Annotated in this window: 25 protein-coding genes and 1 rRNA gene; 15 read left to right on the forward strand and 11 right to left on the reverse strand. The window is 34.5% G+C overall.

All coding sequences use genetic code 11. From position 1 onward, the window contains the following. Nucleotides 1-105 precede the first annotated feature (105 nt). Nucleotides 106-222, forward strand: a 5S ribosomal RNA gene (gene rrf, locus BALOs_RS06360). A 268-nt stretch (nt 223-490) separates the two neighbouring features. Here the strand turns inward: rrf and BALOs_RS06365 are convergent. Together BALOs_RS06365 and BALOs_RS06370 are read right to left on the reverse strand one after the other, a co-directional pair. Beyond that, on the reverse strand, nt 491-1,507 hold the full coding sequence (locus BALOs_RS06365) for a glycosyltransferase family 9 protein (RefSeq protein ID WP_120404637.1): 1,017 nt from the start codon (nt 1,505-1,507) through the stop codon (nt 491-493). A gap of 83 nt (nt 1,508-1,590) precedes the next feature. Further along, on the reverse strand, nt 1,591-2,622 hold the full coding sequence (locus BALOs_RS06370) for a porin (RefSeq protein ID WP_162929579.1): 1,032 nt from the start codon (nt 2,620-2,622) through the stop codon (nt 1,591-1,593). A 123-nt stretch (nt 2,623-2,745) separates the two neighbouring features. Between BALOs_RS06370 and rimM the strand changes: the two genes are divergently transcribed. From rimM to BALOs_RS06405, 6 genes are all read left to right on the forward strand, one after another. Next, nucleotides 2,746-3,273 (forward strand): ribosome maturation factor RimM, encoded by a 528-nt coding sequence (gene rimM / locus BALOs_RS06375; RefSeq protein WP_120404639.1) that lies wholly within the window; start codon nt 2,746-2,748, stop codon nt 3,271-3,273. Further along, the gene (gene trmD / locus BALOs_RS06380; RefSeq protein ID WP_162929580.1) at nt 3,273-3,995 is read left to right on the forward strand and encodes a tRNA (guanosine(37)-N1)-methyltransferase TrmD; all 723 of its coding nucleotides are present in this window, start codon (nt 3,273-3,275) and stop codon (nt 3,993-3,995) included. The genes rimM and trmD overlap by 1 nt, the downstream gene beginning before the upstream one ends. Before the next feature lie 13 nt (nt 3,996-4,008). Then, nucleotides 4,009-4,590, forward strand: coding sequence for an RNA methyltransferase (locus BALOs_RS06385; protein WP_115363961.1), 582 nt, complete (start codon nt 4,009-4,011; stop codon nt 4,588-4,590). A gap of 65 nt (nt 4,591-4,655) precedes the next feature. After that, nucleotides 4,656-5,018, forward strand: coding sequence for a 50S ribosomal protein L19 (rplS, locus tag BALOs_RS06390; protein WP_115363959.1), 363 nt, complete (start codon nt 4,656-4,658; stop codon nt 5,016-5,018). Nucleotides 5,019-5,083: 65 nt separating this feature from the next. Further along, nucleotides 5,084-5,734, forward strand: coding sequence for a ribonuclease HII (locus BALOs_RS06395; protein ID WP_120404641.1), 651 nt, complete (start codon nt 5,084-5,086; stop codon nt 5,732-5,734). Nucleotides 5,735-6,066: 332 nt separating this feature from the next. Beyond that, nucleotides 6,067-6,537, forward strand: a complete 471-nt coding sequence (locus BALOs_RS06405; protein ID WP_115363953.1) for a hypothetical protein — start codon at nt 6,067-6,069, stop codon at nt 6,535-6,537. Here the strand turns inward: BALOs_RS06405 and BALOs_RS06410 are convergent. Beyond that, nucleotides 6,528-6,911: an STAS domain-containing protein gene (locus tag BALOs_RS06410; protein ID WP_120404642.1), complete on the reverse strand. Its 384-nt coding sequence runs from the start codon at nt 6,909-6,911 to the stop codon at nt 6,528-6,530. The genes BALOs_RS06405 and BALOs_RS06410 overlap by 10 nt on opposite strands. A gap of 154 nt (nt 6,912-7,065) precedes the next feature. Between BALOs_RS06410 and rsmI the strand changes: the two genes are divergently transcribed. From rsmI to BALOs_RS06450, 8 genes are all read left to right on the forward strand, one after another. Then, entirely contained in the window at nt 7,066-7,884 is an 819-nt protein-coding gene (gene rsmI / locus BALOs_RS06415; protein ID WP_162929581.1) for a 16S rRNA (cytidine(1402)-2'-O)-methyltransferase, read from the forward strand. A gap of 73 nt (nt 7,885-7,957) precedes the next feature. Next, nucleotides 7,958-8,725: a 3',5'-cyclic-nucleotide phosphodiesterase gene (locus tag BALOs_RS06420; protein ID WP_120404644.1), complete on the forward strand. Its 768-nt coding sequence runs from the start codon at nt 7,958-7,960 to the stop codon at nt 8,723-8,725. A 49-nt stretch (nt 8,726-8,774) separates the two neighbouring features. Next, nucleotides 8,775-10,052, forward strand: a complete 1,278-nt coding sequence (locus tag BALOs_RS06425; protein WP_162929582.1) for a hypothetical protein — start codon at nt 8,775-8,777, stop codon at nt 10,050-10,052. Then, nucleotides 10,015-12,402: an LPS-assembly protein LptD gene (locus tag BALOs_RS06430; RefSeq protein ID WP_120404646.1), complete on the forward strand. Its 2,388-nt coding sequence runs from the start codon at nt 10,015-10,017 to the stop codon at nt 12,400-12,402. The genes BALOs_RS06425 and BALOs_RS06430 overlap by 38 nt, the downstream gene beginning before the upstream one ends. After that, complete coding sequence (locus BALOs_RS06435) at nt 12,399-12,989, forward strand: aminodeoxychorismate/anthranilate synthase component II (RefSeq protein ID WP_162929583.1); 591 nt, start codon at nt 12,399-12,401, stop codon at nt 12,987-12,989. The genes BALOs_RS06430 and BALOs_RS06435 overlap by 4 nt, the downstream gene beginning before the upstream one ends. A 10-nt stretch (nt 12,990-12,999) precedes the next feature. After that, nucleotides 13,000-13,665 (forward strand): hypothetical protein, encoded by a 666-nt coding sequence (locus tag BALOs_RS06440; RefSeq protein ID WP_120404648.1) that lies wholly within the window; start codon nt 13,000-13,002, stop codon nt 13,663-13,665. Nucleotides 13,666-13,688: 23 nt separating this feature from the next. Beyond that, nucleotides 13,689-14,447, forward strand: coding sequence for a 5'/3'-nucleotidase SurE (surE, locus tag BALOs_RS06445; protein ID WP_115363938.1), 759 nt, complete (start codon nt 13,689-13,691; stop codon nt 14,445-14,447). Nucleotides 14,448-14,508: 61 nt separating this feature from the next. Next, on the forward strand, nt 14,509-15,162 hold the full coding sequence (locus tag BALOs_RS06450) for a M23 family metallopeptidase (RefSeq protein ID WP_115363936.1): 654 nt from the start codon (nt 14,509-14,511) through the stop codon (nt 15,160-15,162). Here BALOs_RS06450 and BALOs_RS06455 read toward each other — a convergent pair. The 8 genes from BALOs_RS06455 to BALOs_RS06490 form a co-directional block, all read right to left on the reverse strand. Next, nucleotides 15,139-15,732 (reverse strand): exonuclease domain-containing protein, encoded by a 594-nt coding sequence (locus BALOs_RS06455; RefSeq protein ID WP_120404649.1) that lies wholly within the window; start codon nt 15,730-15,732, stop codon nt 15,139-15,141. The genes BALOs_RS06450 and BALOs_RS06455 overlap by 24 nt on opposite strands. 254 nt (nt 15,733-15,986) lie before the next feature. Continuing rightward, nucleotides 15,987-17,204 (reverse strand): hypothetical protein, encoded by a 1,218-nt coding sequence (locus BALOs_RS06460; protein ID WP_120404650.1) that lies wholly within the window; start codon nt 17,202-17,204, stop codon nt 15,987-15,989. After that, on the reverse strand, nt 17,185-17,523 hold the full coding sequence (locus tag BALOs_RS06465; protein ID WP_115363927.1) for a hypothetical protein: 339 nt from the start codon (nt 17,521-17,523) through the stop codon (nt 17,185-17,187). Before BALOs_RS06465 ends, BALOs_RS06460 begins: the two co-directional genes overlap by 20 nt. Nucleotides 17,524-17,725: 202 nt before the next feature. Continuing rightward, nucleotides 17,726-18,355 (reverse strand): 3-oxoacid CoA-transferase subunit B, encoded by a 630-nt coding sequence (locus BALOs_RS06470; protein ID WP_240406495.1) that lies wholly within the window; start codon nt 18,353-18,355, stop codon nt 17,726-17,728. A 3-nt stretch (nt 18,356-18,358) separates the two neighbouring features. Beyond that, nucleotides 18,359-19,051, reverse strand: coding sequence for a CoA transferase subunit A (locus BALOs_RS06475; RefSeq protein ID WP_120404652.1), 693 nt, complete (start codon nt 19,049-19,051; stop codon nt 18,359-18,361). An 8-nt stretch (nt 19,052-19,059) separates the two neighbouring features. Continuing rightward, the gene (locus BALOs_RS06480) at nt 19,060-20,253 is read right to left on the reverse strand and encodes an aminotransferase class III-fold pyridoxal phosphate-dependent enzyme (protein ID WP_120404653.1); all 1,194 of its coding nucleotides are present in this window, start codon (nt 20,251-20,253) and stop codon (nt 19,060-19,062) included. A gap of 26 nt (nt 20,254-20,279) precedes the next feature. Then, on the reverse strand, nt 20,280-21,359 hold the full coding sequence (locus BALOs_RS06485; RefSeq protein WP_162929584.1) for a C45 family peptidase: 1,080 nt from the start codon (nt 21,357-21,359) through the stop codon (nt 20,280-20,282). After that, on the reverse strand, nt 21,353-24,202 hold the full coding sequence (locus tag BALOs_RS06490) for an aminotransferase class III-fold pyridoxal phosphate-dependent enzyme (protein WP_120404655.1): 2,850 nt from the start codon (nt 24,200-24,202) through the stop codon (nt 21,353-21,355). The genes BALOs_RS06485 and BALOs_RS06490 overlap by 7 nt, the downstream gene beginning before the upstream one ends. Nucleotides 24,203-24,205: the final 3 nt, after the last annotated feature.

The following is a 24,205-nucleotide window of genomic DNA, read 5'->3' on the forward strand; positions in this document are numbered from 1 at the left end:
TACTTTTAAGTTCACTTCTATTTGATATTGTTTTTTAAGTGTAAAAACTTTAAAAGACTTGAAAAAGTCTAGAGATTGAATTAAATATACCAAGAATTAAATTTTTGGTGTGTCGATAGCGGCGGGGAAACACCTGATACCATCCCGAACTCAGCAGTTAAGCCCGCTAGCGCCAAAGGTAGTGCCAGGGTAACTTGGTGTGAGACTAGGAAGATGCACCTTCTATATAAAAAGCCAGATCAATGATCTGGCTTTTTTTGTTTAAGGTGTCCTGAATGCTCACGCATTCAGTGATCTGGCTTTTTTTTTGTAGGTGTCATTTAGCATGAAGCTAAATGACACCGTACAACCCTGTACGAACGAGCAGGATGCGAGTGAGAGAGGGTTCTTGTTAAGTTAGAGCATTCGGGTAACCAACTAAGCAATCCAGAAAACATTTATCGAAGCTACTTTTCCTCTTATTTTAAAAAAGCAGGAGCGATTAATCTTATTATTTATTTAGAATAGAACTAAGCTTTTCAAATACTTCATTAACAGTAATTAAATCCATCATGTCGTTTTCTTTGACGCGAAATCGCCATGGGACATCTTCAATTGATTTATGGAAGTAATGCTCTAAAGCTTTTGGGTATGCATTGATACAATTATGTATTTGGCCATATGGTCCTGTGTATTCTGGAGGAACAGCTGTGTATAGCCCAACCACTGGGGTATTTAAAGCTGCTGCCATATGAGCTGGTCCAGAATCTGGAGCAATAACTAGTTTAGCACTAAGAAATACATTCTTAAGTTCATTAAGAGAGGTTTTGCCACAAAGGTTTATAATATGAGCGTTGGACTCACTTTCAATTTCAAGGCAAATATCCTTATCACTTGGAATTCCTGTTAAAACGATAGGAATATCATATTTCTCTTTAATTAGATTTGTTACTTCAATATATCTCTTAGTGGCCCAGGTTCTTTGAAGAGAAGAAGCCTTGGGATGAATTACAACGTAGTCTCCAAGTGGAAGATTGCCGACAGTTACTTTTTGTATAGGTAAGTTAAATTCAATTTCACTAGAGACAATACCTAATTGATCACTGAAGCCGAGAAATGCTTCAACTGAGTGCTCCTTTTTAAAAGGGATACTCTCGTCAATAAAGAACTTTTGCAGATCTCTACCTCGTTTATTATCAAAACCTATTTTCTTTTTGGCCTTAATGAAAGGATAGATGAAGTTTATCCTAAAGTTTGCCTGTGCACATAAGAGAATATCAAAGTGATATGGTTCAAAGACACGTTGAAGCTTAAAGTAATCTTTTAGCTTTTTGGGCTTATCGATCTTAATCAGTTCGACATCCTCAATCCCTTCTAATAAAGGTGCAAATGTATTACTTGTAATATAATAGATCTTTGTATTAGGCATTGCTTTGCGGATACGATTTAGCATTGGAAGCGTCCAAATGATATCTCCAAGGGCCGATGTTCGCATGATTGCAATTGATTTAATTTCACTTTGATTCATTGAGATATTATAGAAAATAATTCACAAAAAAGAAAGGCCCACTATTGTGGGCCTTAGAACTTATTTTAATAATTTTTAAATTATTAGAACTTAAGTTGGATACCCGCAGCGGCCATTGTCGCTTCGTTTTGTGTTCCAGCTGTTTCATCAACATCATAAGTAAGAACAGTTAAGCTCATATCAAATTTCTTTGTGAACATATATCTGTAGTGAGCAGCAATTTGTGTATACTCATTTCCAGCATCTTTTTCATCACGTAGTTGATAAGTTACTGCAAATACATTCTTATTCATCGTGTATTGAGCACCTGCATAAGTTCTGTTGATTTCAGTTTTTGTTGCAGCATCATTTTCTTCGATACTGTAAGCAGCATTTAGTTGGAAGTTTCCAAATCCAAACTTAGCTCCAGCTAGAGTGTAAGTGTTATCTTCACCATCTTCTGCCCAAGTGTCATAACCAGCAAATAGGTTCATATCAACTTTACCCATTTGTCTGTCAAACTTAACAAGACCAGTGTAGTGAGTTGGACCATAATCTGCATCAGTAGAGTCGTTATTCATTCCGTTATCTCTATCAGTTGAAAGAGAAAGAGTTAGACCACCAATACTTGGTGTCTCATATGAAACCATATCAGTTCTTGCACGGTATCTCATACCAAGGCGAGATACTGCACCGTCAATTCTAGCGCTTGTATCAGAACCTGCCATTGAGGCAACAGTAGAGCTTAGAAGATCTGTCTTAAGGATTGTGTAATCCATTGGCGTATAAGTTTGACCAGCTTTGATTGTACCAAATGCTGTCTTTGCTCCAACAGCTGCTTGACGCATTCTGATTCTAAAATCTGTACCATTAGAATCTTTTGATGAGTTTAGACCCATTTCAATAACGTAAGTACCTTCAACATTTTCTAGATCCCATTTACCCTTAACTCCAAGACGAGTCTCTGAAGAGTCAACATCAGCAAAACCAGCAAATGAAGTTCTTCCTGTACTATCTTGATCTGTGTAAATAGCAGCTTTGTTAATTTTTCCGTAAACAGTTGGCATTTCAATACTTGCTGCCATTGTTGGGATAGCTACAACGCAGACCGCTGCAGCGCTAACGATTTTTTTCATAATTCTCTCCATGAATTTTGTCTTTAATACAAATATTAAAGCTAGAGTTCAGTTAATTGGCAAGTTAAATACTTGAAAAATATATAGGTGATTTACCTTGCAAGGCGTGATATAAGTCAGCCTATGGAAAATTCAGAAAATTTAATTTTACTTGGCACTGCAACCCGACCGCATGGAATAAAGGGGGCCTTCGTCTTTAACTTAGAAAATAAAGATAATAGTGTCTTACAAAAAGGTGTTACATTTTTTGCAAAACCACTAAATGGAAGCTCAATTGCTAAGCCTGGAAAAGAATTGACAGTTAAATCGATTTCATTTGGAAATAAAGTATTTGCCTATCTTGAAGGTGTTGATAACAGAAATGTAACTGAAGAAATGTTACCTTTTGAGATCTATGTTGATCGCAGTACATTACCTGAAACAGAAGAGGATGAATTTTATATGGCCGACATTATTGGCCTAGATGTTTTTGACATTGAAAAAGATCAAGTCGTTGGAAAAGTTGTAAAATATTTTGATAACGGTGCACATATTGTTTTAAATACAAAAGTTAATGGAAAGCATGTTGATATTCCATTTGTTGATCAATTTGTTAAACTTGTTAATTTAGAAGAGAATCGTGTGGAATGCTTAATTCCACGTTTAATGTAATGAATAAAATATGGGTAATCACATTATTTCCTCAATTCTTTGATGCTTTCAAAAGTAGCGGAGTCATTGGAAAGTTTTTAGAAAATGAAGTCGAGTTTGAGACTCTTTATCTTGGTGAATTCTCTCCTAAAAGCTTTAAAGGTGTCGATAGTTCTCCTTATGGTGGTGGCCCAGGAATGGTTCTAAGAGCAGATGTTCTTGAAGAGGCCATAAAACATATTTTAAAAACTGAAAAAATCTCTAAAGATGAATTAGAAATTATTTATACTTCTCCTCGAGGTACTGTTTTTAATAATGATAATGCAAAAGATTTAGCGTCTTCATTTCAAGAAAATAGAAAGCAATACGTATTTATATGTGGCCGCTATGAAGGAATTGATGAGCGCTTTATTGAGCAATATGTAACACGAATTTATTCACTTGGTGATTATGTTCTATCAGGTGGAGAACTTGCTGTTATGACTATTACTGATGCAATGCTTAGGTTTTTACCAAAAGCATTAGGTAATGATCAAAGTGCAATTTGTGATTCATTTGAAGATGGACTTATTGAAGGGCCAGTTTATACAAGGCCTTCAAACTTTAATGGTGTGAAAGTACCAAGTGTTTTGACTGAAGGTAATCACAAGCTTATTGATGAATTTAACCAGAATAAGAAATTAGAATTTACAAAAAAGTATAGGCCAGATCTTTATAAGACCTATATGAGAAATAAAGTTTAAGGATATATTAAAGATGAAAGATAATATTTATCTCGGTTTAGTACACCACCCAATTAAAAATAAAAGAGGGGATATTGTTACAACTTCAGTAACAAATCTCGATATACACGATATTGCTAGAAGCTGTCGTACTTTTGGTATGAAGAATTACTTTATTGTGACTCCACTTGAGGCCCAACATAAACTAGTAAAAAGAATACTAGGACACTGGGAGGAAGATGATGCTGGAGTTTATAACCCAGATCGTCAAGATGCGCTGGCAATTGCTCGTCTTGTGAACTCTGTGGAGGAAGGAATCAATAAAATTAAGGAGATAGAAGGTGTTGAGCCTTTAATTTGTGTTACAGGTGCAAATTTCGAGTCAAATAATGGTGTAGAAACTGACCTGATCAATAATGCGCGCCTTGACAAAAGGCCTATCTTCTTGTTATTTGGTACAGGATGGGGTCTCCATGCACAAGTACTCGAACGGGCCCATTTTGCACTTGAACCAATTTTTGGTGGAAGTGCGGATGGATATAATCACCTGTCTGTTCGATCGGCAGTCGCAATCTATTTAGATCGACTGAATAGTGCCTCTGAGTCTTTGAAATAGAATTTACTTAAGAACAACACGGTGTTGGTCCTCTGAGAAGTTCAAGCGTTTTTTAGGAGTTCGTAATGAATTTAGTAGACGTAGTAAATGAAAATTACAAGAACACAAATGTAGAATCTTTCCCAAAGTTTAAAACTGGGGACACAATTGATGTTCACGCAAGAATCACTGAAGGTAACAAATCTCGTATTCAGATTTTCCGTGGTGTATGTATTGCAATGAAAGAAGAAGGTAAACTATCTGGTCACTTCAGAGTTAGAAAAGTTTCTTCTGGAATTGGTGTTGAAAGGGTATTCCCATTTCATTCACCAAATGTAGAAAAGATTGAGATCGTTCAAAAAGGTAAATCTAGAAGATCTAAACTTTACTACCTAAGAGATCGTTCAGGTAAATCTGCACGTATCGCAATTGACTACGATAGAAAGTAATTTAAAAAACTATTTAAGTCATAAAAGGGCCCCTAGAAATAGGGGCCTCTTTATTTGTGAAGCCTATGTTTGAAAAAGAATTCGTCAAAGATCATCAATATATAATTGCAACCGATGAGGTTGGAAGAGGTCCTCTTGCTGGGCCCGTTGTAACTTGTGCTGTTGGTGTACGAGTTGATAATCTTGCAGTCTTAGCAAGTATTTTAAAAGAATACGGTGTTACAGATTCAAAGAAACTTTCTTTAAAGAAAATGGAAAGGATTTTAGAAGAGTTAAATATCTCAACTTTTAAGAAACAAAACTTTCATGATCTATTTGAATATAGCGTCGAAAAGATTACGCCGAAGAAAATAGATGAAGTTAATATTTTTCAAGCATCACTCCTAGGAATGAAAAAGTCCTGTCATAACATTCTAAAAAAAGATTCAGTCGTTCTAGTTGATGGAAAATTTCCTTTTAAGTCAACAAAAGTTAAAGATGTTCATGCTGTAATAAAAGGGGATAGTAAGTCAGTTCTTATAGGGCTTGCCTCCATTATTGCAAAAGTTTTCCGCGATCGACTGATGATAAAGGAAGCTCGAAAATTTCCTTATTACGGATTTGAAAAAAATGCTGGTTATCCTACAGCTGCTCATCGTAAAGCTATCGAAGAATATGGTATTACCCCAATACATCGCAAAACATTTAAAGGGGTAAAGGAATTTGTACAGGAATAATGTATCCAAAGGTCTAAATTTAGAATTAAAAAAATCGACAAAGATTCATAAAGAGGCCATCCCATTATTGATTTGTCCTACAATGCTAAGGCGAGTTGGCTGTGGGCAAGTGGATATTTGTGGCATTTATAAAATTCGAGATACTTTCATCCTAAAAATATTTGAAGTAAAATCGAATGGCCAAATTACTGAACAGCAAAGGCGAAGGCTGTTTTCTAGTGCTAACTTTGTTTCAAGTTTCTTTGAGATGTCTTGCACTGTGTCTATTATTTGATTAAGATTTGGTGAACATTTACCTTGCATCAGGCAAGGCCTTCTTTTACAATTTTTATATGATTAAAAAACTATTCTTAATTACTCTATTTATTTCAACTATTTCAACAAGCTTTCAGGCTCGCGCACAAATGGATCCTAAAGTTAAGATCATTGCCATGAATGCTGGGTATGGAACAGTTGGTGGAGCATTATTGGGAACGGCGGCAATGGCCTTTGGTGGTTCATCTCGCTCAATCGCAATTGGTGCTTCTCTTGGACTATATGCTGGTTTAATTTTTGGTGGTTATATTATTGGATCACACGAATATCGCAAGTATCAAAATCAAGGACCTAATAACGAAAATTATTACTATCCAGATACTCAAGGAAGTCCTTATCAGGACTCAAGTTATCAAGGTGGTGGTTATAATTATCAGGGATCAATAGAGATTAAAGACTTTAGTCAAAAAGGCCCAGCTGAAATTGGTTTTAAGCAAAATAAGCCAGGCCAAGATTTTTATGTAAATTTATTAAATTATCAGTTTTGAAAAGTTCTTTTCTTTTGACCATAGAACTTAGATAGTTCTGTTTCATCAGTTTCAAATTCATTGATTAGAATTTCCATTGCATCAAAATTATAAAGTTTAAAAACTTTTATGAACTCTGGAGCAACGTTAGAGAGCCTAACTTGGTCACGTCTTTTATTTAGACTTCTAATTGTATCAACGAATACTCCAATTCCAGATGAGCCAACGAAGTTAAGGGCCGTAAGGTCAAGCGTGATAGTTGAAGTAGGGTGAGAACTAGTAATTGTTGCTAATTCTTGCTTTAGTGGAATGATATTTTCATAGTCCATACCACCTTCTATATGAACTGTTATATTTCCAGTTGAATCTGTGCGTACTCTTGCTTGCATTGTCATTAAAACTCCTTCTTCAGCATAAAACTACATCGAATATTATTGTAACGCATTGTGTCTTTTAGTTTTAGATGGAAGTTATTTCTTATGTAAGTTATAAATGAATGGAATCACATAATTTATTAGAGAATATATCAATTAAAGAAGGATTATTTCAGTGAAGCTTACTCTAGTATCAACGCCAATTGGGAATTTGAACGATGTATCTGAGAGAATGCGTCAGGCATTTGAGAGTTGTGATATCGTTTTGGCCGAGGATACTCGTGTTTTTCGTTCTCTATTAAATAAGATTGAAATAGACAGGCCAGGTTTAAGAGTTCTCTCTTTCAATGATCATTCTCAAGACAAGCTAGACTTCTATATAGAGCAAATTAGTAACTCTCAATTTCCTATTCTTGTCTCAGATGCTGGTAGTCCTATCGTTTCAGACCCAGGTCATATACTGGTTAAAGAAATATTAGCAAGGGGAGGAGAGGTTACTTCAGTACCTGGCCCTAGTGCTGTAACAGTTGCTCTTGAACTTAGTGGATTTGCTCCTAATCCTTATACTTTTTTTGGATTCCTTCCACGTAAAAAAGGTGAAATATCAAATAAGTTGAAAGTCGCATCTGAGCAGGGGAATACGTCACTCTTTTTTGAATCTCCTCATCGTATTCATTCAACTTTAAAGCAAATATCGCAAGAATTTCCTGAAGCTAATATTTGCATCTGCCGTGAATTAACTAAGAAGTTTGAGGAAGCAATTCATTTTAAGGCACAAGATTTTCGTGATGAGCTCGTTACTGCAAAGGGAGAGTTTGTTATTGTTATTGATTGGCCAAAATCTAACTCTTCTAATCTCGCCGCAAGTGGAGAAGTTGCTAAGTTTGCGCAAGCATATTTAGATAAGCAAACGCCAAAGAATCTCGCCAAACTAATAGGAAATGCTCTTGGGAGAAAGACTCAAGACGTTTATCAAGAGTTAACAGGTAAATAGTTTCCATTTTTCAATGTCTTAGTACTAGTAAAAAATTCTAAACCAAGTTAAAATTAAATAAATTGGAGTTAGAATGAATGTGAAAATTATCGGTGGACATGGTGGCGTTTCTCCTGAATGCCGAGCAACATCTTATTTAGTTGATGGAAATTTACTTATTGATGCAGGTTCTGTAGCGACAGGAGTTAGTGTTAGTGATCAGGCAAAGATTGATAATATTCTAATTTCACATTCTCATTTAGATCATATTTCCGATTTGGCATTTCTTGCAGATAATTGTTTTGGCATGAATGATAAGCCTTTTGATATTTGGACTTGTAAAGAAGTTGAAGACAATATCATGAACCATCTTTTTAACGATGCAATTTGGCCTGATTTCACAAAGCTTCCTAGCAAAGAAAGTCCAACGATGAAGTTTCATAATATAGAGTCTGGTGACAGTAGAGAAATTGCTGAATATAAAGTACACGCAATCGAAGTTAATCACTTCGCAGGCTCATTAGGTTTTATTATTGAAAAAAATGGCAAGGCCATTGTCTTTACTCAAGACACTGGTCCAACTGATAAGATTTGGGCAGCGGCAAAGAAGCTTAATAATGTAGTGGCCATATTTTGTGAAGTTAGTTTCCCGAACCGTTTTGAAAAGTTGGCCCTTGATAGTCGTCATCATACAGCACAAACGCTTAAGAAAGAATTATCTAAAATGCCTGGAGATGTTCCTATTTATTTAGGTCATTTAAAACCTAATTATCTAGATGAGCTTTCAAAAGAGATAGAAGAGGTGAATGAATCGGGACGTATTCATATTCTATCTTCAGATAATAAGGAATTTTCTTTTTAAAGAGATAATTTTCTAGTCAAAATATTTTCATTCATGAGATATCTTTACTGTGAAGAGTCCAATCGATAAAAGACATTTATCATCTAAGCAAGAAGAGATTTTTCTTACTCGGCTTATTAACTTATGTGGTAAAGAGAACTTTCGCCCAAAACTTGATCATATACGATCTTATCTTTCCCTAGATCGAAAAGCTATCGAAGAAAAATCCAAGGTTATCATTATTGGTGGAACTAACGGTAAAGGAGAAACATCGCATTGTTTAAACGCTTTACTTAATAGTGAAGGACTTAAAAGTTGTCTTTGGACATCTCCTCATGTCAACTCAATAACAGAAAGATTCCGCTATTGTAGCTCTAATATTTCTATTGAAGAATTAATTGAACTTCTTGATAAGTATGAAGAGGATATAATTCGTCTTCAGTTATCTTTTTATGAGGCCTTATTTGTCTTATTTATAAAATATGCAGTAAGTCTGGATATTGACTATCTAATTCTTGAAGTTGGTCTTGGTGGCCGTTTTGATGCTACGAATATTTTTACAAAACCAGTTGCGGCCATTACATCAATTGGGCTAGACCACACACAAATACTGGGATCAACCCTTAAGGAAATTTTATTTGAAAAGTATGGAATAACTAGGATAAATGGACGATTATTCGAAAATATCGAACAAAAGTTTTTAAAAGATATTCTATGCAATTGGTGTGATCGAGACTCTATTAATTGCACATCTGTTAGCAATGAGTCAGAAACTGATTTTCAAGTACGAAACCGTCAGATGGCCATGGCCTTATTTTCACATATTACTGGAATCACTAAAATCAATGACGATTTCAAGTGGCCTATAACTCCAGGAAGAGGTGATCATATTGATTTTGGAGAGTTTGAATTTACTTTCTTTGGTGCCCATAATTTACTAGGTCATCAAAAGTTACTGCAAAGTTTAAACGATACAAATAAAGTTCAATATGATGTTCTAATAAGCTTTTCAAGTGGAAGACAAGATCAAATTAAGAGTATTCTAAAGCTCTATAAAACATATCCATGTATTGTGAAATCAGTTAATATTTTAGAATTTCAACACGAGCGCGCTCTAAGCTCTGCCCAGATAAAAAAGGAGCTTCAGAGTGAAACAAAAGTATATGAAATGCACAATTTTCTCGATACAATATTAGGTATTAATGAGGAAATTGAATCTAATAAATATAGTGCTTCTAGCACAGCAGATATGCCACAAAATATCCAACTTCAAACACGCAACATTCTTGTGGTTGGTTCCTACTACTTTATTGCTGATATGCAAAAGTATCTTAATATTAGGAAGTAGTCATTCTCATGCAGCAACTCCAAAAGTTTTAGCATTTGGAGAAAATGATGAAGTCCAAATTTTGTCAGATAAGGCCTACCGAAAAAGTAGTGACAACTCTTATGAAGCCCACGGAAATGTTATTATTAAACTTGGTACAGATACGGTTTATGGAGAGAAGGCGAGTATCTCTCTTGGCACTGGCCTAGGAAAGATCTGGGGAAATGTTCGTTATACAGGTGCTAAATTTAATCTATATGGTACAGAGATTTCTTATTCGTTAAAAAAAGCTGAATTTAAAGTCAAGAATGCAAAGCTCGTTGATGAGAGTTTTGTTCTTCGTGGGAAAGAAATTGTTCGAAAAAATAGTGGTGTCTTCACTGCCAAGGAAGCTGAGTTTACAACTTGTAAAGATTGCCCTGAATCTTGGAGTATTCAAGGTCAAGAAGTAACAGTTGTCCCTGATGATTATATTTCAATGAAGCACACATTCATTAAGATCAATGGTGTAATCATTGTTTATATTCCTTATATCGCATTACCAATTAGAAAGGTTAGGGAGTCTGGTCTTTTATTTCCTACAATTGGTTTAGACTTTGATGAAGGATTCTTCTTTAGACAACCTATCTTTTGGGCCATTAATGAGAATAGTGATATGACTTTTTCTCCTACTGTCTATGGGCGAAGAGGAAATGGTCTTGAACTCGAGTATCGTAATAACTTAGGGAAGTTTTCTAACTTTGAATTTGAATCAAGAACCGTAAATGACAAAATATGGCAGCCTGGAAAACTAGATATTGAAGCAAGTGGTGAAGACGAAATTCGTGGTGCATATGAATTAAATTATTTCTACCATCCTAATAATAATATTTCTTTCTTAGCAAACTCCACTTACTTATCAGACTTAGATATTCAAAGTGATTATGAAGAATATTTTGATAAAGATATCTATATGGGTAATGAAAAGGGTACGACTGTTTCTACAGACTATATGGGAGACTCTGTACTCATTAATCTTTATTCAAGCTTTATGAGTAACTCTATTTTTAGTGACCCTGAAGAATTTGACTCAAGTTATGTACAAAATACTTTATCTCTTGGGATAGGTCATAAGCCTTTTAATATCTTAAACTCTAAAGGCCTTCTTTCGAAGATCAATTTCTATCAAAATTTAAAATTTGATTATTTTAAACAAGATGTTGTTCAAGAAAATAACTACTACCGTAATATTCAACGATTCGACTATAACCCAACCTTAGAATTTGTATTTAAACCAATTTTTAATCTAAATCTAAAATTTGAAGCTGGATTAGATGCTCAATACTACATCTTGCCAACAGAAAAAAGTGACAAACAAAATGGATATAAATACGGAAATTACGTAAATACATCGATATGGTTTGATATTGAAAAAGTATATGGAAGGGCCTTCATTCAGGAAGAAGTTATTCAACCTGTTTTTGTAGAAGATGATGAAAGAAACTTAATCGCAAAAATCCCGAGTACAGAAAAGGAAGAGCTTAGCGTAAGGAAATTATACCGTTCTTCTTATAAGCACAGTATAAAGCTTGGTTTGAATCACTTCTATTATAATTCTCAAAAATATCGTGGTAATGCCGCTTTAGGTAACCAGTTTGCATTATTACAAGATGATGGCCGTTTTGATGAAAGAGATATTATTCGTGGACGAAACAATACTCTTGAAGATGTTTCAACAAGAACGGATTTACCTGAATCAAATACAATTGAATTTGTGTTTAATAATAACTTTCTTAAGAAAACACCTAAAGCAAATTATGAGATGTTTAAAAACTTTAATTATCAACTTGATAATTATGATTATAAGAAAGTTGCCTGGTTTAATATTTCTCAAGGTTTAATTTTAGAAGATGAAACAAATAAAGAACTTACAACAAGTGAGAGGCTAACTCGTCTTGCAATCATGGGTGGATTAAATTTTGATAAATTTCAATTCAACTTATCAGAATATTACTTCCATACAGAAAGTAAGCATATAACGCAATTATCACTATCTCAGAGTATGGATCGTTTCGAGTATAAAATTGGCTTAAATTATGACTCTTTTGCTTCCGAGCGACGTTACTTTACGGCCGATATTGATTTTGAACTAAATGATACATTTTCTTTTAGAACAGGGTATTATTACGACATCGACTTAGAAAGAATGTATGAGTCATATATTGGTTCTCGATATAACCCACTTAATAACTGTTGGGTTTTTGATGTTGAATATCGTCAAAAAGATGAATATGTAAATAATAAACTAAAGCTTGATCGATCGATCGCACTAAAAATTCTAATTAATTATAATGCGAAGAACTTTGATTCAGTATTTGGGGTCACGCTGTGAGAATTATCTTCGTTGATTTTGAAGATAGTTTTACAAATAATATTATATCCTACCTTTCTCTTTGGAAATCTTGTGAGATAGAAGTCATTAATTTTAGAGATCTCAAAAGACATGACCTTGTTAATCAAAATATTATTTTAGGTCCAGGACCAGGACACCCAAGTGAGTATATTGATTTCTTTAAACAAAATAATTTAGAGTTAAAAGCTAATCTTAAAAAGGCGAGACGAATTGTAGGAATCTGCCTTGGACATCAACTTGTTTTAAGTTCTCTTTATCAATGCACAATCAATAGAAGTAAGTATCCAATTCATGGCAGAACTGTGAAACCTAAAGACTTAGGACTATTGTCTGGTATTGTAGAGGAGACAAATGATATCAATTTACAGCGCTATAATTCTTTATATGTCGAAGTAAATAGTGAAAACTCATTACTTAAGCAAACTAAATTGATATTTGATAATAATAATGAATTATTAATGGCCTACGAGGATGAACGTATATTTACGATGCAATTTCATCCTGAATCAGTAGGAACTTCTTGCTCAGAAAGCATCTTTCAAGCAATAGAGCGCTTTTTCGTGTAGAATTGACTTGATGAATATTGTTCTTGATGGAATCTATGACAAAAGAAGCTTACAAGTTGCCAAAACATTGGCAAAGGGTTGCTATGGTTTTGACTTTAGGCCTCGAAGCTTCAATTTCATTCAAGGATATGTGCTAGAAGAGCTTTTAAATGCACATGATTTAAAACAAGACGATATTGTTGAGTTGCATTTTGAAAATGATTCTGAATTCATCATTAAATCTATAGTTGATACAGTTGAAAAGTATCATCCAAAAGTTCGCTTAAACTTCGGTTTAAGTAGTAACCATGATAAGAAAATATTAGAAGCCTTTAATCGCGCATTTTCTATTACATTTGATGAGAAAGATAATTTAGTCTATGAGAAGATTTCGTCTCCTTTATGTCAAAGTGTCGTTCTCAATTATGAGTTCTTACATTCGATGGCCGATAAAGGACTATTGAATTCATTTATTGTTAATTTCTATTCTAAGGTTATGAGAGTAAAGAATGAAAAATTTCAACTTGGGATTAAGTTAAATTGGAATTCAAATATCTCAATGAGTGTTATCGAGTCCCTTGATCCAGACTATTTAAAGTTTGAAATCAATTCACAAGTTGAACGCTGTTACCGTAATATTGATGCTCCTAAGTTGTCAGAATATATAGAGTATGCAAGAAAGACACTTGCTATTTAGCAAAATTTAATTAATAAGAAGTTATGAATATTTTACTTTCAAATGACGATGGATACGCTGCTGAAGGAATTCAGTGCCTTTATGAAACTCTAAAAGACATTGCTAATGTTGTTATCGTGGCACCAAGCCATGAGAGATCAGCAACGTCTCAGGCCCTAACGTTACACGACCCAATCAGGGTTGATAAAATCAATGATTATACATTTAGTTGTTCTGGTTATCCGGCCGATAGTGTTTTATTGGGGATAAATTCCGTATTAGATTATAGGCCAGATCTCGTTATTTCTGGAATTAACCATGGTGCAAACCTTGGTCAAGACATTTACTACTCTGGTACAGTAGGAGCTGCGAGACAGGCCGTATTTCAAGGCATAAGTGCTATTGCTGTCTCGACTGTCATGAGCTCGCAGGATGAAAGTAAGCACTTTCAAACAGCGGCCAATATCATTAAAGATCTTATTACCAATAAGAAAGAGCAATTACTTTCAATGCCTGATTGCTCGTTATTAAATATCAATGTTCCAAATTTATGTCATACGCAAGTAGGTGATATTAAATGGACTAGACCTCAAATGCGCCGATATACAGAAGAAGTTGTCGAAAGGCTTGACCAAAAAGGTCGACAATATTACTGGATTGGAGGAGCTCCTACAGAGGTCGATCCTCACCACACTTCAGACATTCATGCAGTTATGAACGGAAATATTTCCTTTTCCTTCCTAAACCTTTTGAATTTTTCGTCCGATGTATTCAATGAATGGGCGGCAAAAATTACCGACTAATTTAGTTAAGTAGACTAAAATAGACGACTTGTCCTCATTCAAACTTAACGAATGAGGACAGATGAGAAAGCTTTCTTTTTACTTATTATTTATTCTTACAGTGCTAAGTTGTTCGACCTTAAAGAATGGCCGCTATATAAAATTAACTTCTAATTATAGTGCAAAGAAATTAGCAAATATTTTCAATATTCCCCAATGGCAAATTGAAGAGTTTAACAAGAATGCATCTTTTAAAAAGGGCGAGACTATTTTCTTACCTTATAAACGAGGTATCATGATTAATCGAATTGAAGGGCGTAGTATTTCTTCAATTGATTATTCTAGACTTAAATCATCTTCACGATTCTTATGGCCGGTTCCATCTTCTAAGAAAGTGTCCTCAGGCTTTGGTCACAGATGGGGGAGACCTCATGAAGGAATTGATATTGCTGCAAGAAAAGGAACATATATTGTTTCAGCAGATTCTGGTGTTGTTGTTTATAGTGGCAGAAAGTCTGGATATGGGAATATCGTAGTGGTTTCACACGCAGGAGGACTTTTTACGATCTATGCTCATAATCATAAGAACTATGCTAGAAAAGGCCAAAAGGTTTCTCGAGGGCAAGTTATTGCTGCTGTGGGAAATACAGGTAAATCAACAGGTGATCACTTACATTTTGAAGTTCGTTATGACTCCAAGGCCTTTGATCCACTAAGCTTTTTTCACAGACACTAGATCTAGTAGCTTAAAGTACATAATGGCCGTATTAACAGCATCTTCTAAGGCCGTGTGCGCGACATCGCCCATTTTTAAGTACTTCATTAACTTTGAACCTGATTCACACTCTGCTGGTATGAAACCCATGTCGATAAGCCCATATGCAATACAAGAAAGGTCTAATTGACGGTGCTCAAAGTATTTTCTCATAAACTCCCATCCTAGATCTCTATTAAGAAAAGGAAGATCAATGGCACTCATAGACTTTCCAAATAAAGTTATTTTCTTATCTCCAAAGTATTCTTTCACTTCTTCGGATTCAAGGTAATTTGAAAGTTCTTCTTTGAATGACTCAATCGTAATACCATCACTATGTGCCTTTTCTATTAATTCTTTATTATGATCAATAACCCATTTGTTTAAATTTGGTTTGAGCTCTTCAAAGCTAGGGCATTTTATATAGAAGTGCTTTTCTAATTCGTGATTAATTTTCTTTGTTTTGGCACAGAAGGGAACCATTGCAAATTCGATGATTAAGTCTTTTTCCTCAAGACCAGTGGCCTCAATATCAAATGAAAGATAGCGCATGGATTTATCCCTTTGTTATAAGTATGTAATTGTTATTATTGAATTATACTTCGTAATAATATCTTTTACCAGTACATTGCAAGCGAGAAGTCCTTCGTTAATGGTACATAATTGACAGACTTTCTCGCCGTCACAACTAGAGGCGATTGGAAAGTTATGCGATCTTAAAAATTCTAGTATAGTTAAGTCCAATGAAGCCTTATCGTTAACTTCAATAATCCATTTCTTATTGGATGCTTGTCCATATAAAGTTATCAATTGCATTTTAATTGCTTGTTTCTTGGGTCATTGAAAGTACTAAGGAACTCACCTTGTTCTAAAATTGTGAGTCTCCCAAGGCTAGGTATGTAGTATTGGGCCTCTTTATTATCTTTAACACGATTTATACCATAGATTTCAGAGACTTTTCTTTTTGGATTAGTCAGCATTAATGATCTTTTTGTATCCATAAAGTCTTTTGCATTTGTGACTTGTGAGTGTGAGTTTATTAGTCGGTTTAGAACCTGGGCATTATAAGTTATGCCATTCATAAACAAGAAAATAGAATGGTTACGTTGGTCCTTTGTCATACATGCAGCAGTGTAGCTGTCATTGTTGGATTTTTGAAAAAGAAATTCGTTAATTGAATTGTCTACTTTAGGAACAGATGAAGTAACACCAATAATATAATTATTCTTGTCTTTATAGTGTGAGAATATATTATGATAAGCTTTTTCTGGTTTCTTTAAGATCATAATATCAGCATTAAACACTTTAGAATCAAATGAGCAGCTATAATTATCTCTTGTAAAGAGGTGAGCAGAGGTCAAGTTTGTTTTGTTCTTTGTTGGAGAAGCTTTTCGTTTTAAAAGATTATAGTCTTTTAAGTAGTCAAGACGACGAAAGAGTTCGTTCTCTCTTATTCCCTGTGCTCCTCTAAAATACATTTTTTTCAATGGTTTTGATTTAAATAATTGGGCCTGGTTATTTTTAATGAATTCTTCTAATGATCTTGAAGCATAGACGTATTCACTTATATTTTTTTCTACTAAATTCAGTCGTGATTTTAAAGAGATTGGCTTTTTTAATTGTTGTGCCAACTCATTTAGTGCAGCTATAAATGAGAACTCGTAAGTCTCATCTGGAATACTGTTGATAAAAATTTCTTTACCATTAATCTTTGCAAAGAATAGAGTATGTGAATTTAAATTTGTAGAGTGTGGCGAAAGATAGAGTTGGGCCAAACTAAAATTTAGTATCTGATTTCGATATTGTGAAGAGTTACTCTTAGCACTAATCAATTTCTGGGCCTCTGAGATATTTCGAGGGTTTTCCAAAAGATAATTTGATTTTGACTCTATTATTGGACAGACCGTATTTAAACTTTGTGTATCGTTTAACTTCTTTTCAACCTCTGAACAGCCTATTAAAAAAAAGAAGCTTACTAGTGAGAGAATTAAAGTGAATTTTTTTCTATGCTTTGTAATTCTCATTTTTATGAAACTCTTCATGTTCTTCGTAGTAAATTTCTAAATCATCATTTTCATTCTTTTTTATATTGGTGCTAATTGTTTCTTTTAAATCAGATATAATCTTTGTTAGATTCTCTTCTTTTCCAAATAGCTCAATGATAATCCATAATCCTCTTTCATTTACTGCCGTATGTTTGATATTAAATGGAATATTTTTCCTGTTTAGCGTCTTCGTAACTAGGTCAAAGGCCTGTTCTTGATATGGTGTCGAGCGCTGTGGTGGAGTTGGTATAAAATAAGTAAAAGTTTGCTTATGTTTATTCCTGTTGAAAATACTCATCTATTCCTCTTAAGTTTGTGTGATCACGTCTAATTATAAACTTCCTTTATGGTAAATGGAAATGTTTACCCATTTATTTTTTTTCTGATTTTTTCATTATTGTGCGTTATAATTTAATTGTCGACAGGATGTCGTAGCAAGAGATAGGCATGAAGCCGAAAAATTGGAGGGCCAGTTGCAGGGCCCTCTTTTTTTATCTAATTTATTCAATAAAAATATCTGAAGAAAAATCCTTATTAAGACTTTCAATTGTTACATTAGAAGCTAGTTCTAAAGATTTAAACTTTTTCTTTTCAATTTTAAAGCTACCGTAGTCTGTTACTACATAGTGAACGACATTCTTTCCTGTTAACGGAAGTTCGCATAATGGAAGAAGTTTTGGCTTTCCTGACTTACTATAATGTTTCATCATAACGATTAGATTCTTAGCGCCATTTACAAGATCCATTGCGCCCCCCATACCAGTGATTTTCTTTCCAGGTATTTTCCAATTTGCCAGAGAACCTTCAATATCAACTTCCATACCACCCAAGACACAGAAGTCTATATGTCCTCCACGTATCATTCCAAAACTCATTGAACTATCAAAAAAGCTTGCTCCTTTTTCAACAGTAATAGTTTCTTTTCCAGCATTAATAAGAGTGGCCGAAACATTGTCTTTTAATGGAGAGTCTCCAACTCCAAGAACGCCATTTTCACTATGAATAATAAATGGGTGATCCTTAGGTAGTTGATCTGGGATAATCGTTGGAAGACCAATTCCTAAATTGATTGTTGAATTCTTATCAAAGAGCTTAATAACTTGTTTTGCCATTTCTTCTTTTGTCCACATGATCTACTCCTTAACCTTTAAGAACTCAATTGCATTTTCATAATTACTTCCAAGATATACACGTTGAACGAAGACTCCTGGAATATGGACATCCTCAGGCTTTATATCTCCAAGAGCAACAATCTCTTCAACTTCTACAATCGTCGTCTTTGCTGCCATTGCCATTAGGGGAGAGAAGTTTCTAGCAGTTTCTTTGAACCAGAGGTTTCCATATGGATCGGCTTTTTGGGCTTTGATTATTGCAAAGTCTGCATGTAGAGCATGCTCTAAAATACATGGCCGATCAAATTCTTTAATATCTTTTCCTTCTGCGACTTCTGTACCATATCCTGTTGGTGTATAAAAAGCTCGAATACCCATGCCTGCGGCACGGATTCTTTCGCTTAACGTACCTTGTGGGATCAGTTCAATTTCAATTTTTCCAGATAACATGGCCTCTTCAAGGTCAGGATTCCCTCCTACGTAACTACAATATCCTTTAGAGATCATATTCTTTTTTAAAAGTTTTACTAGGCCTCTTCCTGAGTTTCCAATATTATTTGAAACAACTTTTAGGTCTTTGAGGTTTGTTGTGGATAAGTAGTTAATTGAGTTTTCTGGAATACCACATAGGCCAAATCCACCACTCATAATAGTACTTCCATCTGTGATATCACTTAAGGCCTCTTTGGCATTGTCATATATTTTACTATACATAAGCTTCCTTATTTATTTTGTATTATATTTAAAAGTTTCTCTAAACAATCTTCTAGAAGGTCATTAGGGTAGTTAAGGTAGGGACATAAAATAATCATATTCCTAGTCGTATTGATATATAAACCATTATTTAAGCAATTCTCCCAAAATATTCTCATGTCTTTATTTGTATTGAGTTCAATTGCCATTAGCATTCCAATACTTCTAATTTCTGAGACCGAATCTAGCTTTAGAAGTTTATCTTTGAAGTGACTTAAAAGATTAATATTTTCTTTTAAAGTATTTTGGAAGTTAGCATCTTTTGTAAGATTTAAAACTTCATCTAAAAGGCGAAGGCCAATTGGATGGGAGGCATTTGTTAGTCCACAAGATAGAACCTCACTGTCAAAGAAAGATGCAATATCTTCAGAAACAAATGTTGCCCCAAATGGAAAATATCCACCTGAAATAGATTTTGCAAATGTAATAAAGTCTGGCTTAATTGGATAATTTTGAAAACCAAAGTCTTTTCCTGTTCTACCGAAGCCACAAATTACTTCATCTAGAATTATTTTTATATCATTGGTGCGACATATTTTTTCTAGTTCAATATAATAAGACTCTGGAGGAATATAGACACCATTTCCGCCGGTGATAGTCTCAAGGCAGATTGCTGCAATCTTATCTGCGCCAATCTCTTTAATTATCTTTTTCGTTTTTTCTAGGTCAGGATCATTATAAAAATTAGGGATAAAGGCCTGTCCTGGAGCAGACGTTCCTAATGCATCTCTACGCCAATCACCAGAAAGGGCAAGTGAGCCAGAAGTTGCTCCGTGATATGAATTCTCACAAGAAAGAATAATTTCTCTTTTAGTAAATTGCCTTACCATCTTTAGGGCATTTTCATTGGACTCTGCCCCTGAAAGGGTGTAGAAAATACGTCCATCAAAACCAATTCTATCAACTAGCTTCTGTGACACTTCGGTTTTTAAAGTAAATTCCGTTTTCGGTATGGCCATTGGGATTTCATTAAGCTGATGGATTAAGGCATCGATTAATTGTTTATTTTTAAGACCAAATGATTGATGGTAACTACCTGATGAAAGATCAAATATTTTATCATCACTTGGAGTTATATAACCCCATTCGAAAGTGTCTTTTAGCTCAATTACTTTGGGGTTATTTTGATTTGACCAAGTATGAAAATATTTTCGATGCCCCATTTTAATCTCACTTTTTTTCTTGTGACCTATTTCGTATCCACAAGTGGTAGAGGTATTTCTACGTAGCGATAATTGTCATCGTATTCTCGACAGCCTCGCCATATTTTTAGCATTTGTGTTTTATAATTATAGAGTGCTCCACCACAAGTTTGTGAAGGATCGTTGGCACCTTCTGGGCTAAAGTGTGAACAAATTGAAATAGGGTGGCCATCATGAGATGTTAAAAAGTCAAACATGGCCTTCTCTGTTGTAATTTGTTTTGCGTATTTCTTTGCAAGTTCATATCGCTTATGTGTTGTTTTACTTATATTTTTCTTGTCTTCAACACTTATGATTCTCTCATTAAGGCAATGATTTGTATGAAAGATTATTTCTTTAGATTGTGGAGGCACAATCTCTTTAACAGTATGAGTAATTTCATAATTATAGGCATTACTGCCATCACTTATTAAATAATTATGACCTGAAGTAACTTTTGCGTTCATTAGGGTATCGATTACTTCATTTTGAGTCTTTAATGTCGACAACTTTCTTATCAATGCAGGCCAGATAATACCATTTTCACCATCCACCACATTTATATTATTGACACCAACAAATTGAGCGTAGCTATTCATTGCCATGAGCCCGAGGCAACCACATACTGTGTAGATTATTTCTTTTGTTTGCGTTGATTCATTGTGAACCTCAATTATCATCAAGTAGTTCTTTGCGCTTTGGTGCATATCCCAAGTTTGGCCTGCGAGGCTTATATCATCTCCGATATAAGAGATTGCTGTGCATCCTTCATCTGGTAATTGGATATCACGAAAGTCTGTATAGTTATTTAAGATGATAATGTCTGTTAATGAGCATTCACACCCTTCTGCTATTCCTTCAAGCTCAAGGGCCAAATCATTTGAGAAATCTTTCGTAAAACGAAATTGTTCCTTTGCAAATTCATCAAGTTTATTTTCTAGGTGAGGAGACCTCTTTAAAAGTAAGTTTGTTCTAATTTTAACAAGTTCTTTGATTGCCTCTTTGTAAGCCTTCCCATGCTGTAGTCCATTTTCGTACGGGTCAGAACTCTCATACTTAAAAATTGGTAGATTTAAGTCTGTTAACATGTGAAGAACCATTTTCCTGAGTTGCCAAAATCGCTTGGTGCCTTAAGGCCAAATTCATAAGAGATGTCCTCAAAACATTTGAATTCTTTCTTAGGTGTGTTTGATGTTAAGTATTGATAGGCTTGGGCCAAGGCATATGCATCTCCATCCCAAGTAGAAATCATCATTAATGGCTTTGATTCATAGACTTCATCTTTTAACATGCAAAGTCCTATCTGACCTCCAAAGTGGATATAGCTCGCATCTGGAGTAATCCCGTTTTCAGTACTAAGCATTTTTTTGTTCTTATGAAAATAAACACTCTCGTTAAATACAACTTTTGTTGCATTTTTGTGAGAATATTCAATTATTTCATTAAGCTCTTGTGTCGAAAACTCTTCTAGACGATCACCAATGAAAAGAGCGAGGTATTCTCCCTTATCAAGTTCTTCTTTTAGATCCGCTAAGCTTTGCGCCTTAGCATTTGGATAGAAGTCTATTTTTCCTGATAGTGTCGCTGACATAAAGCTTTGTTTACCAAAATAGTCATTATCAAGAGAAAGTACTTTTGTTCTCTTTTTTCCGTTCTTTATTAGAATTGATTTATATATCTTATCCACACACTCGCTATGTCCACTAGCACTAAAGAAATGTTGGAGCTCTTTTGGCGCAATCGCTTTAAAGTGTTTCATATTACTCATGAAGCTTTCATCAATAAAATTAGATAGGCATACTTTGTTAACTAATGTTCCCATATCATTAAATGAGGGAGTGTTTAATATAGGTGAAGATGATAGTTTTACATTTTCGTTATTCCACTTGAGGTTTTGACGGTAAATGATGACATCTCTAAAATCTACATCATCTAGATAGTTTTCTTCAAGAATGGTCTCAATAATTGCACCAAGTGAGCAATTTATTGAAAGCATGGCGCCTGCGTGAATATCTCTATTTCTTCCATAAATATATTCAAAGCCTGAAGATGCTGCAATTGTTGAAAGGGCATACTTTAGATATTTTCCCATGCCGTTTGTTTGGCGCTTTTTTACAATCGTTGTATCTAGCATATAAAGTGCTTTTGGATTATTGAAGTGTTTTAATAGTCTTAGTCCACTTTCGTGTGGAAAGTGTGAGATTTTTCCTGCAAAAGAAATACCTATTAATTCTTCATCTTCAGAGAGAAGCCCTATGGCCAGAGAGTCATCGCATTTCGCTATTTTCTCAAACTTCTCTATCTCTGTTTGTCTTGTTGGTTCATAGATAGCTTTTTGTATCTCTTCAATTTGGCCTTTATACTTTTTGAAGTTATCCTTATCAATATCAATCAGGGTAGCGTTGAAAGTGTCCTTGAAGAATTCATTTGAGAAACTTTTTGCTTCTTTTGTATCAAGTTTACCTTGTAGAGATTTAATAAGTTGTTCATGCCACTTATATTCATTTTGGATATTAACTTCTTTCTTCGTTTTGAATTCGATCTGATTATGTTCACCCTTATAAACACGTTTAGCAATCTCATCAATAGCATTAAATAAGTAGTCAATATCAGTAAATGTCCATGCAGTATTTAATCTAAATCTTAGCGTGTTTTCACCTGCTTGATAGTAGAGAAGACCTAGGTCAAATCTGTTTTTAATAAATGCAGGAATATCGTCTTTGTTTGATAAGTCAAAAGCAAATGCAAGTCCAAAGCAACGTGGAGCAGATAATTGTTCCCATTCACTTACTAGTTTAGATAGCTTTTCCTTTGTATAATCCTGGATCTCTTTAATCTTAAGTCGATTTTGGTCAAGAGCTATCGCCTGATAGTAGCCACGAATTACTGAAGATGTTTGGAATTCATTATTAAGCCATAATGGATTTTCTGTTAAGACAATTCCACTTTGTGCCTTTTTAGCACAAGTGATGAATTCTGGATTGAGTTGATTACCTTGAGAGTCTTTAAGGTTAAATGTACGATGCCAGAAGAAGTCCAGTCCTAGGTGAAAACCTGTCTGCACTTCATCATAGATGACAGCTACTTTATATGACTTTGCAAGTAGGTTAAGTGCATTGTGGAAACGATTTGTCGAGTAGCGGTCTCCACCTTCACATTGCATTGGTTCTACTAGAATTGCAAAATGTTCACCGCTTTGGAATGCTTGTTTTAACTCTTTTAGTGACTCAATTTCACTTTTTAGTAAGTCATCAGCATTTGATTTAAATTTATCTAATTTTGTATCAAAGTCTTTTGCGTATGGGTTTTCCCAAAGCTTTAACCATTCATTATCTAGTTCAAGGATAAAGTTGTCGCTCTTTGTTTCCGGGTATTTAATGAAAGTCGTCTCATGTCCTGGTATTTGATATGGTTCTCTTTTGGCAGGGTTCCATGTTGAAAAAAGAGTTGAGAGAAAACGCCCATGGAAACTACCTTCAAAGGCCATAATCTTCTTTGCATCTTTGTTGTATCTACTTTTATAGGCCATTATAAGCGCTGTTTCATTGGCCTCAGCTCCTGAATTAACATAAACGGCCTTTAACTTCTTATTTGATGCCTTACTTTGAAGTAGCTTTTCAAAAGAATGCGCAATCTCTAAAAATGTTGAATCTTGATAATTTCCTGTCCAGGCACTCTGGTGCATTAATGTTCCAAAGAGTGGAGTTGCATTAAAGCCTAGTCCTAAGGTTGCAATTTGTGATGCAGCATCTAATAAGTATTCAGGTTGACCTTCTTTATCCGTTTCCATTGCAAAGTAGGGCCCTTGAGAAAAATTATGTGCAGGAATATATTCCTTCTTTTCTGCAGGGGTGAAATTATCTTGATACATAGACGATAATTTCTTCTTTGCGTGCTCATGACTTTTATTACTTATTAGTTTTACTTCCATATA

Origin of the sequence: Halobacteriovorax sp. BALOs_7, assembly GCF_003612895.1 — a bacterium.
Taxonomy (GTDB): Bacteria; Bdellovibrionota; Bacteriovoracia; order Bacteriovoracales; family Bacteriovoracaceae; genus Halobacteriovorax_A; species Halobacteriovorax_A vibrionivorans.